The 15,093-nt window shown below is 47.0% G+C and carries 9 protein-coding genes; 5 read left to right on the top strand and 4 right to left on the bottom strand.

The window, feature by feature from the left end; genetic code table 11:
* Positions 1-133 precede the first annotated feature (133 nt).
* The 3 genes from secD to V6C93_RS02045 all read left to right on the top strand — a co-directional run bounded on the left by secD (position 134) and on the right by V6C93_RS02045 (position 3,251).
* Positions 134-1,537 carry a protein translocase subunit SecD gene (gene secD, locus V6C93_RS02055; protein WP_333474978.1) on the top strand — a complete coding sequence of 468 codons (1,404 nt, stop codon included), beginning with the start codon at positions 134-136 and terminating at the stop codon, positions 1,535-1,537.
* A 14-nt stretch (positions 1,538-1,551) separates the two neighbouring features.
* Positions 1,552-2,529, top strand: coding sequence for a protein translocase subunit SecF (gene secF / locus V6C93_RS02050; RefSeq protein WP_333474977.1), 978 nt, complete (start codon positions 1,552-1,554; stop codon positions 2,527-2,529).
* Between the two features lie 296 nt (positions 2,530-2,825).
* The gene (locus V6C93_RS02045; protein WP_333474976.1) at positions 2,826-3,251 is read left to right on the top strand and encodes a hypothetical protein; all 426 of its coding nucleotides are present in this window, start codon (positions 2,826-2,828) and stop codon (positions 3,249-3,251) included.
* Between the two features lie 285 nt (positions 3,252-3,536).
* On the opposite strand, the gene V6C93_RS02040 is transcribed toward V6C93_RS02045, so the two are convergent.
* Both V6C93_RS02040 and arsB read right to left on the bottom strand, forming a co-directional pair.
* Positions 3,537-5,444, bottom strand: a complete 1,908-nt coding sequence (locus V6C93_RS02040; RefSeq protein ID WP_333474975.1) for a PAS domain S-box protein — start codon at positions 5,442-5,444, stop codon at positions 3,537-3,539.
* 550 nt (positions 5,445-5,994) lie between these two features.
* A complete protein-coding gene (gene arsB / locus V6C93_RS02035; protein WP_333474974.1) occupies positions 5,995-7,302 on the bottom strand; it encodes an arsenical efflux pump membrane protein ArsB in 1,308 nt (435 codons plus the stop codon).
* A gap of 269 nt (positions 7,303-7,571) precedes the next feature.
* On the opposite strand from arsB, the gene V6C93_RS02030 reads away from it, so the two are divergent.
* Both V6C93_RS02030 and V6C93_RS02025 read left to right on the top strand, forming a co-directional pair.
* The gene (locus V6C93_RS02030) at positions 7,572-10,682 is read left to right on the top strand and encodes a filamentous hemagglutinin N-terminal domain-containing protein (RefSeq protein WP_333474973.1); all 3,111 of its coding nucleotides are present in this window, start codon (positions 7,572-7,574) and stop codon (positions 10,680-10,682) included.
* A 43-nt stretch (positions 10,683-10,725) separates the two neighbouring features.
* Entirely contained in the window at positions 10,726-13,524 is a 2,799-nt protein-coding gene (locus tag V6C93_RS02025) for a CHAT domain-containing protein (RefSeq protein WP_333474972.1), read from the top strand.
* 259 nt (positions 13,525-13,783) lie between these two features.
* Here V6C93_RS02025 and V6C93_RS02020 read toward each other — a convergent pair whose 3' ends face one another.
* Positions 13,784-14,470: a DUF928 domain-containing protein gene (locus V6C93_RS02020; protein WP_333474971.1), complete on the bottom strand. Its 687-nt coding sequence runs from the start codon at positions 14,468-14,470 to the stop codon at positions 13,784-13,786.
* A gap of 47 nt (positions 14,471-14,517) precedes the next feature.
* Positions 14,518-15,093, bottom strand: a 576-nt coding sequence (locus V6C93_RS02015; RefSeq protein WP_333474970.1) for an ATP-binding protein, incomplete at its 5' end; no start/stop codon positions are given.

The following is a 15,093-nucleotide window of genomic DNA, read 5'->3' as shown; positions in this document are numbered from 1 at the left end:
TTTCAACTTTCAATCCTGTGAGGGGTTTTGTGAACTGTGCGCTAGCTTGCCACCGAGTGACACGACATGACCGAAAACTCTGGGTCGTTGCCAAAACAGATTATCATATCACTTGTTGCGGCGGTTCGTAGTGATGCAAAGACAGCGTTTGTTATTAGGCTTGATTGTCGGTCTCGTGATTCTTGCGATCGTGGTGTTGCTGAATAATCCAATCCGGCAAGGACTGGACTTACAGGGGGGGGCGCAACTAACCATTCAAGTCAAGACTACGGAAGAAATTAAGCAAATCACCTCAAAGGAGCTAGAGGCCGTTCTCAGTGTTGTTGAAGGTCGGGTCAATGGACTTGGGGTTTCTGAACCCGTTGTACAAACTGTTGGTTCTGATCAAATCTTGGTGCAGCTGCCTGGGGTGAATGACCCGAAAGAGGCAGAACGGGTGTTGGGTGGCACGGCACAGATGGATTTTCGTAAGCAAAAACCGGGGACAGAGGCGCAGCTACCCATTGAACAACAGATTAGAGCAGGACTCCTGCAAAAGCAGGATGAACTGAGGAAAACAGGCGATGAAAAAGCGATCGCGGAAAATCAAGCTGCGATTGAACGTAGCAATGAGGCGATCGCCCAATTGTTTGAAAAAATCAATCTCACCGGCAAAAATCTGAAAGATGCGGGCTATCAACCCACTCAAATCAGTGAGCGGTGGGAAGTGACTCTCCGTTTTGATGCCAAAGGCGGGGAAGCGTTTGCTCAACTCACCAAAGACTTAGCGGGAACTGGTCGTAGCATCGGTATTTTCGTGGATAAGGCGCTGATTAGCTCTCCCGTCGTCGGGCCAGAATTTGCACAAACTGGTATCAGCGGCGGGAGTGCTGTGATTACTGGTAACTTTACAGCCCAATCGGCTAAAGAATTAGCTGTGCAGCTACGAGGGGGTGCATTGCCAGTACCAGTCGAAATCGTGGAAAACCGCACCGTAGGTGCAAGTCTCGGTCAGGACAGCATCCGGCGCAGTATCTATGCTGGGGTTGGAGGTCTAACTTTAGTCTTGGTGTTCATGGGCGTTTACTACCGATTACCCGGTTTAATTGCGGATCTTGCCTTGGTGATTTATGCCCTATTGACGCTAGCAGTTTTTGCCCTTTTAGGCGTGACCTTAACGCTGCCAGGAATTGCCGGTTTTATCCTGAGTATTGGTATGGCGGTTGATGCTAACGTACTGATTTTTGAACGGACGCGAGAAGAAATAAGAGCAGGTAAAACCTTGTATCGCTCGGTTGAGTCGGGGTTTTATCGAGCATTCTCTAGCATTTTGGATGGTAACGTGACGACGGTAATTGCTTGTGCCGCACTATTTTGGTTAGGGTCTGGGTTGGTGAAGGGCTTTGCACTGACACTGGGTTTGGGGGTCATACTGAGTATGTTTACGGCGATCACCTGTACTCGGACTTTCATGTTACTGCTCGTCCTAGGATTTCCAGGGTTGCGTCAGAAGCCTGAACTCTTTGTTCCCAACCCACCAAAATTAGTCAATTCATAGGCAAAGAGGTCGAGATGAAACTCAATGTAATCAAACAGCGATCGCTTTGGTGGACAGCCTCCGCCACTCTTATCCTTGCTGGTATTATCAGCATGGTTATTTCTACCGCCACTCTGGGGTCGCCCTTACGTCTGGGTCTAGATTTTGTCGGCGGCACGCGACTGCAAGTCGAGCTAGATTGCTCCAAAGCCGGTGTTTGCGACAAACCTATCGACATTACAACGGTTCGCGGGGTGATGGACGAGCGGGGATTGGGTGGCAGTAGTATCCAAATTTTGGATAAACAAGGGAATCAAAAACCAGGAGTCACGATTCGGACTAAGACGTTAAACGAATCATCGCGTACTCAGCTGCTAACGTCCTTAAGCGAAAAAATCGGTGCGTTTGACCCGAAGACGATCCAAATTGACACGGTTGGCCCAACCCTGGGTCAGCAGTTATTTATCTCCGGGATGCTGGCGATTATCCTTTCTTTCGCTGGGATTCTCATCTACCTAACGTTCCGGTTCCAGTTCGACTACGCTTTCTTTGCGTTTGTTGCCTTATTCCACGATGTTTTTATCACCGTTGGCATCTTTTCGATCTTAGGTCTGCTGCTGCCGTCTGTGGAAATCGATAGCCTGTTTGTGGTTGGTATATTGACGATTATTGGTTTCTCGGTGAACGATACCGTAGTTATTTATGACCGGGTGCGGGAGGTCATCAAGGAACATCCGGATATGCCCATTGACCAAGTTGTGGATGATGCGGTGAATCAAACTCTAAGCCGCTCCATCAATACCACATTAACCGTGCTGCTGACCTTGCTTTCTATCTTCCTGTTTGGTGGCGAAACGCTGAAATATTTCGCCCTGTGCCTAATTATTGGCTTTACAGCAGGTGCTTATTCCAGCATCTTCATTGCCAGTACGCTGCTAGCTTGGTGGAGAAAGCGCGCTGACAAATCTCCACCTCCTCCCGCAGGAAAGTCTATAGTTGCCGATGAAGTCTAGAGAATAAGCTGGTGTGTAGTTACTCGGCTTCGTAGGAAGGGCTAAAAGTAAGAACATTGAAAGCTTATTCGTAAAGTCATCAGAAGGTTTTTGTTCTGCCTACAAAGTCAAAACTAACAACTTCACCTAGCTTTTTTCAATAGAGCTATCCGGAAATATGTAGTCCCCCTATAGGTGGGAAGTTGGCTCACCAATTGAGGACGATAGAACTCTACAGATAGTATTGTCGGCTAATTTCCGGATAAGTCTAATATGTATCAGCCTATCAAGCGCGATGCTTTCATTTAACCTGTAAAATGAACCAGTCAGACGCCCAAAAGCCCCAAAAACCTCAACCATTACTCTCCGACCTCGACCCTACCTTTAAGACACAGATAATGCGGTTACATCGGCTGACCGTTTATGGTCGTTGGTTGTTGGTGAGCTTGCTTTGGGTGACGCTGGGTCCCTTGTGCTTGTGGGGCTGGCACTATGAAATTTCTCTGATGCGATCGCATTTTACCTGGGCCGCTTTGCGATACGGTATCATCTTCAATCCTTGGCCTGCCTTCGGGTTAGGTTTTTGTGTTGCTATGACGACAGCCGTCTTGGTCTGGCAGAGTCGTAATCTTGTGCTAGGACTACCACGTCAGGAACAACAGCACCTAGAACAACAAGTCCGTCGGATTGGTCAACAAGGAGCGAGCCACCCCTTGTGGAAGTGGGTTTTTAAAGGGGATTGAATGCCAACACTACTCCTGGGTTGAAGGTTAGTGAGTCAGTTATTGACCGAAGAAGGGGAATAGGGAGTAGGGAGTCGAAAAAACAATTCCCGATTCCCGATTCCCTACTTTCAAGTGGCTAGTTTTAGGCGGGGTAAAATCCCCGCGCTATTGCCTGGACTACTCCCCATTCCCTATTCCCAACTCCTGTAGGTTAGAAGACTAGTGGGAACCTTCCAATCTTCAAACTCCATAGCGGATTTCAGTTGCCTAGACTACAGGCTAGGGGCACCGCTATTAGGCCCATTAAGACAGGCTCGATGACAAAAGTTGTTGCCGAACTGGAAGCGCAATCACGAACTCGGCTCCCTTCCCAGGTTCAGACACACAAGTCAATTGACCTCCGTGATAGTCTACGACAATTTGATAACTAATCGATAAACCCAAACCTGTCCCTTTACCCGGTGCCTTCGTCGTAAAAAAAGGCTCAAATAGTCGGCAGCAGATATCTTCACTCATCCCTGACCCGTTGTCAGAAATCCGAATTACAGCGTGAGGAATCTTCTCTGGATCCGTCTCTCCTTCCTGCTCTCGAATGATGTCCTGAACGCCCGTGGTAATCGTGATTTGATGATCTGTTTTTCGCTGCTCAATGGATGAGTTCAACACATCAATTGAATTTGTGAGCAGATGCATAAACACCTGATTAATCTGCCCTGCAAAACACTCTACTGAGGGTAAAGAGCCATACTCTTTGATCACCGTTATCTCTGGATACTCCTCAGAACCTCTCAGACGGTGCCGCAAAATCATTAAGGTGCTATCAAGACCTTCATGAAGGTCTACTGGCCTCATTTCGGTTTGCTCAGTCCTTAAGAAGTTCTGGAGAGATAAAACAATTTGGCGAAGACGAGTAGCCCCCACTTTCATGGAGGACAACAGTTTTGGCATATCTGCCATCAAGAAATTCAGATCGATGGCTTCCAACTCTGCCTCAACCGCAGGTACAGGCTGGGGATAATGATGGACATAGAGTTCCACCAAGCGCATCAAGTCATTGATGTAGCAAGTAGCGTAATCGAGGTTACCATAGATAAAACCGACTGGGTTGTTGATTTCGTGGGCGATACCCGCAATCACCTGCCCCAGAGTTGTCATTTTTTCAGTGTGAATAAGCTGAGCTTGGGTATGCTGAAGCTTCTCCAACAGAGACGTTGCATGTTGTTTTTCTTTCTCCAGTTGCTGAGCCTGCTGTTTTAAGCGAGCCTTTGATTGGCGTAGAGCGGCTTCTGTGCGTTCATGCTCCGCAATCTCTTGTTTCAGGAGGTTATTCGTCCGTGTTAACTCAGCCGTCCGTTCTGCAACTCGTTTTTCCAACTCATCATGAGCTTTTTGCAGCGCTTCTTGGGCCAACTTACGCTCTGTAATATTTCGTGTTACCCGGACGAAACCGCTTAGCCGTCCGTCTTCACTGTGTAATGCGGTAATCACCACATTTGCCCAGAACTTTGAACCATCCTTCCGGACTCGCCAGCCTTCATCCTCAAAACGACCGTGAAGCGCAGCAATGTCTAATCCTTGCAAGGGTTTGCCGAGCTGAATATCGTCCTGGGTATAAAAGCAGGAGACATGCTTACCGATAATCTCTGAGGCTTGATATTGTTTGATGCGTTCGGCACCTGTGTTCCAACTGACAATGCGGCCCACTGGATCAAGCATAATAATCGCATAGTCCTTGACCCCCTCAACTAACAAGCGGAAATGTTCTTCGCTTTCTCGTTTTGCTGCCTCTGCTCGTCTGCATTCGGTGTTATCACGAGCCACCACATAAATCAATTTTTGGTCTTGGCAGGCCGTTGCATTCCACAACAGCCATTTATATGAACCATCTTTGCAACGGTAGCGATTTTCAAACTGTACCGTACCTGTACCTGTCTGTGTAATCAGCTCCTGCAACTGCTCAAGCGTTGATTGTTGGTCTTCTGGATGAATCAACTCAATCCATCGTTGGCCCAAGAATTCTTGGGTGGTATAACCTAAAGTTTTCTCACAAATCGGGTTGAGTTGCTTGAAATAGCCATCAAAACCCACGATGAAAAACATATCCAACGTGAGGGTGAAGAGTTTATCCAGAGAGCCACACACAAAATGCTTCGGCTCTGCTTCCCTGCCGTTACTCTTGGTACATAGGGTTAGTGCAGTTTGGGTTGCCATTGCTTACTCACATGATTGATTAAACTCAACTCCTCTCTGATTTTCCGGGAGCAACAAGGACTGTCGGGAGCATTTGTACAAGTGCCTGCCCTGAGTCGCCTAGTTGCTACACGGTTGGCAAAACGCTCGAATAGCGATTTGCCGGATTTTATGCCGCTGCTAAAAAAGCAGTGGTTGAGAGGTAAGCAGATACACCCAAAGTAATGAAACTTTCAATTCTTTATCACTAGTTTAAAGCCTACGACCGACTTTTCCGATAAATTAATAGTAATACATATTCCTTAAATGAGGGGTTAACATTACTTAAGTAAGGGATGATAGTAATACCTATAGCGTGATCCCAGACTTTTTCAATTGTTACAAATGCATTTCAAAAGCAACTTTTTTCTTTACTCCAGAAATATTTTTTCCAGGGCGGCGACTCAGGTTTGTCTAATCTCCTTCTCGCTTAGAGGCGATTGAGCCATGCTCACTATCCTTTCGAGCGATCGCACGAGAATGTTAAGGTACGGTAAAGAAAGTTGAGTGTTTGCCCTCATGCTTAAGACACTCAGGCAATGAGCCAGGGTAGCCAGATAGCTAGACTCAACAAAGTCACAAATAAAACAGGGATAGTCAGGACAAAAGAGATACGAACATACTGACCCCAAGGCATCGGTCGTCCTTTTTGCTCGAGAACATTCAGCCATAGCAGAGTGGAGAGGCTACCAATGGGTGTAATCTTTGCTCCTATGTCGCAACCGATCGCATTGGCATATATCATTACCTCTTGAACCACTGGATCGATTCCCAAGACATCCCGAATCGCTAGTGTATTAATGAGTACTGCTGGGAGATGGTTGATCACGCCAGATAGGAGAGCTGCCAAGAAACCCGTACCGATGGCGACTTGGGTTATTCCCCAGCCCGATAGCTGTTTCAACACCTGGCTCAACAGAGTCGTTACCTCTGTATTACGCAAGCTGTAAGCAAGAATAGACATCCCCAAAGTGAACCCAGTCACTTCCCAAGGAACTTGACGCCAAACCTGCCTTATCGGAATAATGGCGGCGTCTTCCTTGTGGAACCAGCGCCCGGAGAGTGCCAACATAACCAAGGTACCGCTCACGGCAATGCAAGAGATGGGGATGCCCAAGGGTTGGGCGAAGAAGTAGCCGATTAGGAGTAACCCTAAAACGGCAAAGCTCCACTGACAAACGAGAGGGTCACGAATCACGCTATCCGGTGGGGGCATAGGAGCAGGGTTGTAGGTAAATGGGATATAACGATCAAAGTAGAACCAAATGACTCCCATGCCGGTAGCGATCGCAACAAAATTCATCGGTATCATCACTAAGATGTAGTGAAAAAAGGAAATCTTAAAAAAGTCGGTGGAAATAAGGTTCACCATATTGCTGACGGGGAGGGGCAAACTCGTCACGTCAGCGAGAAAACCCGTAGCGAAGACCAAGGCAAATGTGGCCTTTGAGCTAAAACCCAGCACGAAGAGAATTTCCATCAGGGTAGGCGTCCAGATTAAGGCTGTTCCGTAGTTGGTCAAGCTAGCGGTGACTAACGCTCCCAAGACAACGACTAAGGGAAGAAACAGACGCCTACGACCCAAGCTGACGTGAGTCAACACAAGTGCCAACCTGCGAAAAAAACCCGCTTGCTCAAGGATTCGGGCAATAATAAGTAGAGCGATCGCACTCAACGTCGCATTCCAAGCACTGTCCCAAACTGTCGCTACATCCTGCAACGTCACAACACCAGTAGCCAGGGCAAGCAGCGCCCCCCCTAAACTACTCCATCCAATGCTCAGCCCTCGCGGTTGCCAGATTACGAGGGCAAGAGTAAGCAATAAAATTGCGATTGCCAATGCACGCGCTCCACTTCATGTCATCGGGATTTTACAGCTAAATCAAAAGAGGGCAATCAATAATTTCTTAACTTTACGAGTATTTTTCTCAAAAAATGAGATTTATCCTATCTTTATAAAACCTTCTATTTGTGTTTATTTATATTAAATATTTACTCTTCCACAAAATATTAATTACAATGCATTAGCTGGATAGATTCATAAATTAAAACAGCCATAAATCCAGTGCTAGCCAATAAGTAATTGCTGAGCGGGAGAAAGTCAATTCTATGAAGGCTTTCAGTGGATTACGAGGCGAAGGGAAGCGTAGTATAGTTAGTTTCCTAGTGCCAGGTGGAGCAATCATCAGAACGGGATGCTATGTACTAAAAGCGTTCCGCTTTTCTAAGGCACTCCGCTTCGCTGGTATCCTTTGGGCAATCGCGATGTCTGGAGAGTACGCCTGGGGGCAGGTGGTCAGCGATGATACTTTGGGAAGTCAAGTCACATCCCCCAGACCAGGGGTTTTCCAAATTGAGGGTGGAGCAACTAGGGGTGCAAATCTCTTCCACAGTTTTAGCCAGTTTTCTGTTCCCACGGGTGGCAGTGCCTACTTCAACAATAATCAGCCAGGGATTCAGAACATTTTGGCACGCGTGACAAGTGGCTTTGTCTCTAACATTGATGGTTTGATTACAGCCAACGGCCAAGTTAACCTATTTTTAATCAATCCCAATGGGATTATTTTTGGCAACAATGCCAAGCTCAACATTAACGGCTCTTTTATAGGGACTACAGCGAATAGTGTACTGTTTTCTGATGGCACACAATTCAGCACCACTGATACTCAAACCCAGCCTATCTTGACGGTAAATGTTCCTATTGGTTTGCAATTGGGAAACAATCCTGCCCCTATAAAGATACAGGGGTCTAATCTAGAAGTTAAACCCAATCAAAACTTAGTCCTTGTAGGCGGTGAGGTGAGCTTAGACAAAGGGAAACTAACAGCACCCGGAGGACGAATTGAGTTAGGAGGATTATCTACAGCCGGGAAAATTGGACTAAATGATAATGGCAGCTTGAACTTTCCTAGTAATGTAGCGCTTTCAGACGTTTCTATTAGTAATGGCGCTGCTGTGAATGTACGTGCTGGAGGCGGAGGCTTCATTACCATTAATGCGCGTAATTTAGCCGTATTGGGAGGAAGTAGGCTGATAGCTGGAATAGGGAAAAATTTGGGAATACCGGAGGCTCAGGCAGGAGATGTGGTGATTAATGCTTCCGATAGAGTCTCTTTTGAGCGAAGTAGAGTAGAGAATCAACTCGATCAGAACGCCTTGGGTAATGCAGGCAGTATCGAGATTACCAGTGGCTCGCTGTTTTTAAGCAATGGTGCCTCACTCAATGCCAGTATTCGGGGGGAGGGAAATGGAGGCAAGGTCATCATTCGTGCCAGGGATACTATCTCGTTGGATGGAAGTTTCATCTTGAGCAGAGTAGAACCGAACGCTGAGGGCAACTCAGGCGGGATTGACATCACTACAGGAATTCTGTCTCTGGTGAATCAGGCTGGACTCAGTGCCACCACCCACGGCAAAGGAAATGCAGGACAGGTGATGATTCGCGCCAGCGATCGCATCTCTATGACAGATGAGAGTTTTGTTAACAGCAGGGTAGCTTCTAACAGGGACAGCCAATCAGGCGGCATTGTCATCAGTACACAAACCCTTTCTCTAACCAATAAAGCCTCACTCAATGCCAACGTGGACAAGGACAGCCACGGCAACGCAGGCGACATCGACATCACCACCGATTCGCTTTCTCTGAGCAATGGTGCCTCACTCAATGCCAACACTGGGGGAGTGGGAAATGGAGGTAAGGTGATCATTCGTGCCAGCGATACTATCTCTTTGGATGGGGGTTTCATCTCTAGCAGAGTGGAACCGAACGCTGTGGGCAACTCAGGCGGAATTGACATTACTACAAGAATCCTGTCTCTGGTGCATCATGCTGGACTATCTGCCACTACTGAGGGGACAGGAAATGCAGGTCAGGTCATCATTCGTGCCAGCGATCGCATGTTCATGACAGATGGGAGTTTTGTCAACAGCCGGGTAGCTCCTAACGGTCAAGGTCACTCAGGCGACATTGTCATCAGTGCAGAAACATTGTCTTTAACAAATAAAGCCTCACTGAGTACCAACGTGGACAAGAACGGTCAAGGCGAGGCAGGCAGCATTGTCATCAGTACGCGATCGCTTTCTGTGAGCAATAAAGCCTCACTCAATACCAGCCTTGGGGGGGTGGGAAATGCAGGCCAGGTGAGCATTTATGCTACCGATTCCATTTCCTTGGATGGAGGTTTTGTCTCCAGTAAGGTGGAAGAGAACGCTGTGGGCAACGCAGGCGGAATTGACATGACCACAGGAAGGCTTTCTCTGGTGAATCAGGCTGGACTATCTGCCACCACCCACGGCAAAGGCGATGCAGGCGAGGTCATCCTTCGTGCCAGCGATCGCATCTCTATGACAGATGGGAGTTTCGTCAACAGCAGGGTGACTCCTGAAGGCCAAGGCAACGCAGGCGGCATCCATATCACGACACAAACACTAGCTCTGACCAATGACGCAATCCTGAATGTCGGCAGCTTTGGGCAGGGTAATGCAGGGAATATCGCCGTCGTAGCTGACTCTATCCGTCTAGACAATGGCGCAACCATCAATGCTAACACCCAAGGGGGGCAGGGGAATATCAACCTGACTTCTGGAGATTTAGTGTTGCGTCATGGCAGCCGGATTACTACCAACGCTTCTGGAAGCAATGTTAGCGGTGGAAATATTACTATTGATACGGGGGTTTTAGCTGCCCTGGAAAATAGTGATATCAGTGCAAATTCCCATGACTTCCGTGGCGGTAATGTGAACATCACAGCCCAAGGTATCTTGGGTACAAAGTTTCGACCACAGTTGACTCCAGAAAGTGACATTACCGCCACTGGGGCAGATTCTTCATTAAACGGCACCGTGACTCTCAACACTCCCGATGCTGATCCCAGTCAGGGATTAGCTACCTTGTCTGCTGAGCCAGTCAACGTGGAAATTGCACAGGACTGCCAAGCCGATGAAAAGCAGGCATCTATTGGCTTTTTCAACACGGGTAGAGGGGGTTTAGCACCTAATCCTTATGAACCGATAAGCAGCAATGAGATTTGGGAAGATGTAGCATCTTCAACACAAGGAACTGAACTTGAGGCTCGTGCGGTTCCTGTCTCTGCCTCACCAGCAACCGCAGCTAACCCGATTGTGGAGGCTCAGGGGTGGGTCGTCAATGCAAAAGGAGAAGTTGTTCTCGTTGCACAGATGCCTGCTCCCCACTCCCAAGGTCGCTGCCGCCTGCGTTAGCTGTCTGTGACTTATTGATTTCACAGTGTTGGAGAGCAAGGATATGAGCAGAAAATCGCTTGGATTTTGGCATCGCAGCCAACCCCCTGTGACGCTTGCGCCACTCAGGGTGTACCGCCAGATACTCGGACTCATCCTGTTAGTAGTGTTGGCACTCATTACAACTTTATGTGTCCCAGCTCTTTCAGCTCAACAGCTTGAAGGAACTTCTCAGGTGAGTTCTCAATCCTCAAATGCTCACTTACTCCTGCAACAGGGCATAGAACTTTATGAGGCTGAACAATTTTCAGAGGCAATAGAGGCTTTTGGGCAGGCAGCTTCTACCTTTACAAGTCAGGGAGATCATTTGAACCAAGCGCTGGTGCTGCGCTATCTTTCCTTGGCTTATCAGCACTTGGGACGGTGGGAAGAGGCAGAAGGAGCGATTCGCGATGCGATCGCATTACTTAACTCTAATAGCCTTAACCTACCAAATAACCAGAAAAACACAGCCTACTCTCAAGCTTACTTAGATGTTTTCGCCAAAGTCTTGAACACTCAAGGTCGCCTGCAATGGGCAAAAGGACATTTGGAGGCGGCTGTAGAAACCTGGAAAAGAGCAGCGGCTACCTACGACAAAACTGGTAATAAGACAGGCGTTGTTGGTAGCTTAATTAACCAAGCTCAGGCTCTACAAGCCTTAGGGTTAAGCCGTCAGACTGAAGCAGGACTCCAAAAGGTTGCGCAAATTCTACAGCAGCAAGCAGACCCCGAACTTAAGGCAACTGGATTGCAGAGTCTTGGCAAGGCTCTTAGGCAAGTGGGCAAGCTAAAAGAGTCTCTAGCGGTTTTGCAGACCAGCGAGCAAGTGGCTAAAGACTTTAAACTCGCTAAAGCTATTGGTTCTGCTTGGCTGGAGTTGGGTAATACTGAACGTGCCTTGGGTAACATAGCCCTGGCAATTGGTAAGGAAGAGGAGGAAAGGAAGCATACTCAAGCTGCGATCGCATACTATCAACAGGCCGCCAACTCACCGCCCCTCAAACTTCAAGCTCACTTAAACTGGCTAAGCCTCTTAGTCGAGACAGGGCAATGGTCAGAGGCGGCAAAACTACAACCAACAATCCAGCAAGCGATCGCCAGCTTACCTCCGAGCCAAACCAATATTTATGCCCGACTTAACTTTGCCCGGAGCCTAACTTGTCTCCTACCTACTATTGACATAGAGTCACTTTCGTGCATTAGTCGCGATCACTTTTTAAAGTTGAGGGAACAGCTTCCCGAACCAAGCCTTGTTCCAAACCCACCCTCAGCGCCAGAAATTGGTCAAATTTTATCTAGTGCCGTTCAACAGGCTCAAACACTGAAAGACCGAAGAGCCGAATCCTATGCTCTAGGACAGTTGGGTGGTCTGTATGAGCTGACAGAGCAGTGGTCGGATGCCCGAAACCTGACTCAGCAAGCGCTTTTCGTAGCTGAGCAAGTTCAATCCCCAGACATTCTCTACCGTTGGGAATGGCAGTTAGGGCGTTTATCGGAAAAACAGGGGGATAAAAAAAGCGCGATCGCAGCCTATAAAGAAGCAGTTAAAACTCTTAAGTCCGTTCGTAGCGATTTGCTCGCCATCGATGCAGACGTACAGTTCTCCTTTCGAGACAATGTAGAACCGATTCACCGAAAGCTCGTTGATTTGTTATTGAAAACTAAGGAAAACTCCCAACCCAGCCAAACAGATTTAAAAGAAGCCATTGAGGTTATTGACTCCCTCCAGTTAGCTGAACTGGAAAATTTCCTCAGCTGTAATCTTTCTCAGATGGTGCAGCTGAACAAGGACGGTGATCAGGTAGACCAAAAAGCAGCATTTATTTATCCAATTATTCTGGAAGATCGTTTAGAAGTGATTGCCAAACTCCCAGGGCAACCTCTAAAACACCATGTAAATTCCCTAAAACGGACTGAGGTTGAAAAAACGGCGATCGAACTGCGATCGAATATATTAAGACGCAATCGCCCAGAAGAAGTTATAGAAAAGGCTGCACAGCTATACCAATGGTTGCTGGAACCGCTGGATCAAGACTTAGAAAACAGTCGAGATGTCAAAACTTTAGTGTTTGTACTAGATGGCGTTCTGCGAAATATTCCGATGTCAGTTTTATATGATGGGAAACGCAAAGAGTATCTAATGCAGAAGCCTTATGCGCTTGCCTTAGTTCCAGGATTGCAACTCTTCGACCTCCGACCCTTGCAACGAGAACAGTTAGAGGTCTTAACCGCTGGCGTGAGTGAGCAACGGCAAGTTGAGAGGCAACAGTTTAACGAACTCCCCAACGTCGTAGATGAATTGCAACAAGTGGGGAGTATTGTACCTTCACAATTACTGCTGAATCCCAAATTTACTGAAGCAAATCTTGAACAGAAGATTAAGTCGGGAGCTTTCTCCGTCGTTCACATTGCCACTCATGGGAAGTTCAGTTCTGACCCCCAAGAAACCTATATTCTGGCTTATGATCGCCTACTCAAGAGCAGCGACTTGAATAACTTGCTTCGGATTAACAATCAAAGCTCATCTAGAAGCGTTGAGTTACTCGTCCTCAGTGCCTGTGAGACAGCGCAAGGGGATAACCGTGCGACGTTGGGGCTAGCTGGGATAGCAGTGAGAGCGGGGGCACGCAGTGTGCTGTCAACGCTGTGGCAAGTGAGCGATCGCTCGACAGCTGCTTTGATGGAGCAGTTTTACAAGGAGTTAACTAACCCTGAAGTGACGAAAGCTGAAGCAGTTCATCAGGCTCAGTTAGCTATTTTTAAGCAATATAAAGCTCCTTACTATTGGGCACCTTACGTTCTAGTTGGAAATTGGCTTTAGCCTTTCGCCAGTGCAGTCCTCTGGTGTCTGGTGAACTTTGCTGTATTAGACCTATATTGAAAGTCGGGAGTCATATAATGTCCGGCAAATCCCCCCTAATATCAAGTTTGTAGTTGCGCTTTAGCGAAGACAGCGCGACTACGAACTCTCCCAATCTTATTAAGGGTATATCAGCGGACATCATATCAGGAGTCAGGAGTCAGAAGTTATGAGGAAAGAGTTTCATCTTATAATTAGCTAATTATTCAATAAGGTACATTCATTCTTTTTTAGGATTACTGACTGAACTCACCAGAGGTTCTTGCGCAATTCCTTCCAACCCGACTGATTTCAACAGTTCTGCCCAAGCTGTCTTCACTTCAGGATTTTGTGGCTCAGAAAGGTAGTGTTTAGCGCGATTTGTCAGTTCATCATACCAAATGACACTGTTAATAGTTGGCTGAACTCGCGTCACCCAACCATCCAGTTCTAGGATATTTTCAGAACTTTCTTTATGGTCGCAATTAACCATCAAACGCCAATGGTAGCTCTCATTAAGTTTTAGAGAGTTTTCCGGGCTTGGTGGCAAGGGGATACCCATCACTCCTGGTGTTTTAGAAAGTTGGAGAGAAGTCCGGTAGAGAGTAGCCATGTCTTCCCGATTGTGTAGTGAAAACTCAATGGAGTGTATGTCATCAGAAGCATAGGGAATATAAAACCAGAAGACTGGATGCTCAGCCGTCGTTAAACCCTTACCATTTTCAGGTACCAAAGCAGTAAGCGGCTTTTCTGTCTGCTTGCACGCTTTCGCCGGTGTTCGGGTTCCCCCTGGTGTTCGCGGATCGTCAGATGTGCCAGTATCTGGTGGTGTGGGTAGCTGATTCACACGGGTTCCCCCTACTCCTTGGGCGATCGCGTAGTGTGGCAAGAGTACAAGCATCACAACAGTAAAAAAGGCAACTTTCATTCCGGTTCCCGACTCCTATTTCAGCCTCTCATTGTCCAGAATTTAACCTAATTGAGTGATTTTTGTTCTAACTTTTTAAATTCACTGAGTTTTGCTTCTAAATTAAATGCTTGTCCATAATCCCAAATTTTCATCTCTATGCGTTCATTGAACACTGCTATTTCTAACTCAATAGGTGTTGCCCAAGATAAACCTTTGTGGGCATGGCGAACAGCATTAGTAAAACCTTCGGCTAGAATTAGTTGGCACTGAATGAAAATTGTTTGAGAAATTGGTAGATGGCTTAACTGATTGAACCATTGCAAAACCTGGTCTAACTCCTTGAGGTCTGTACTAACTTGCAGATAAATTTTTTCGAGGGGAGTGTCACACAGCATTTGTTGCTGACCTTGATATTTCAAGCCGTTCATGGGGTTGAAATACTCAATTCCACGCTCTAAAATACTAGCTTTTTGGAGATATTGTGACTGATTGAGACCTTTTTGTTCATAATTTTTAACGATCAATAGACAATTTCTGTGATCGTGAGTGGACGTATAACTCAGGTGATCTGATAGCTGAGACATGAGTTTTATACCCCATCCGCCTTCAGGAAGTTGATCTACATTCTTAGACATATTGGC

The sequence above is a fragment of the Allocoleopsis sp. genome, assembly GCF_036703385.1.
Taxonomy (GTDB): domain Bacteria; phylum Cyanobacteriota; class Cyanobacteriia; order Cyanobacteriales; family Coleofasciculaceae; genus Allocoleopsis.
Note: the sequence above shows the minus strand (reverse complement) of the source record. Positions and strands in the feature narration are given on the sequence as shown.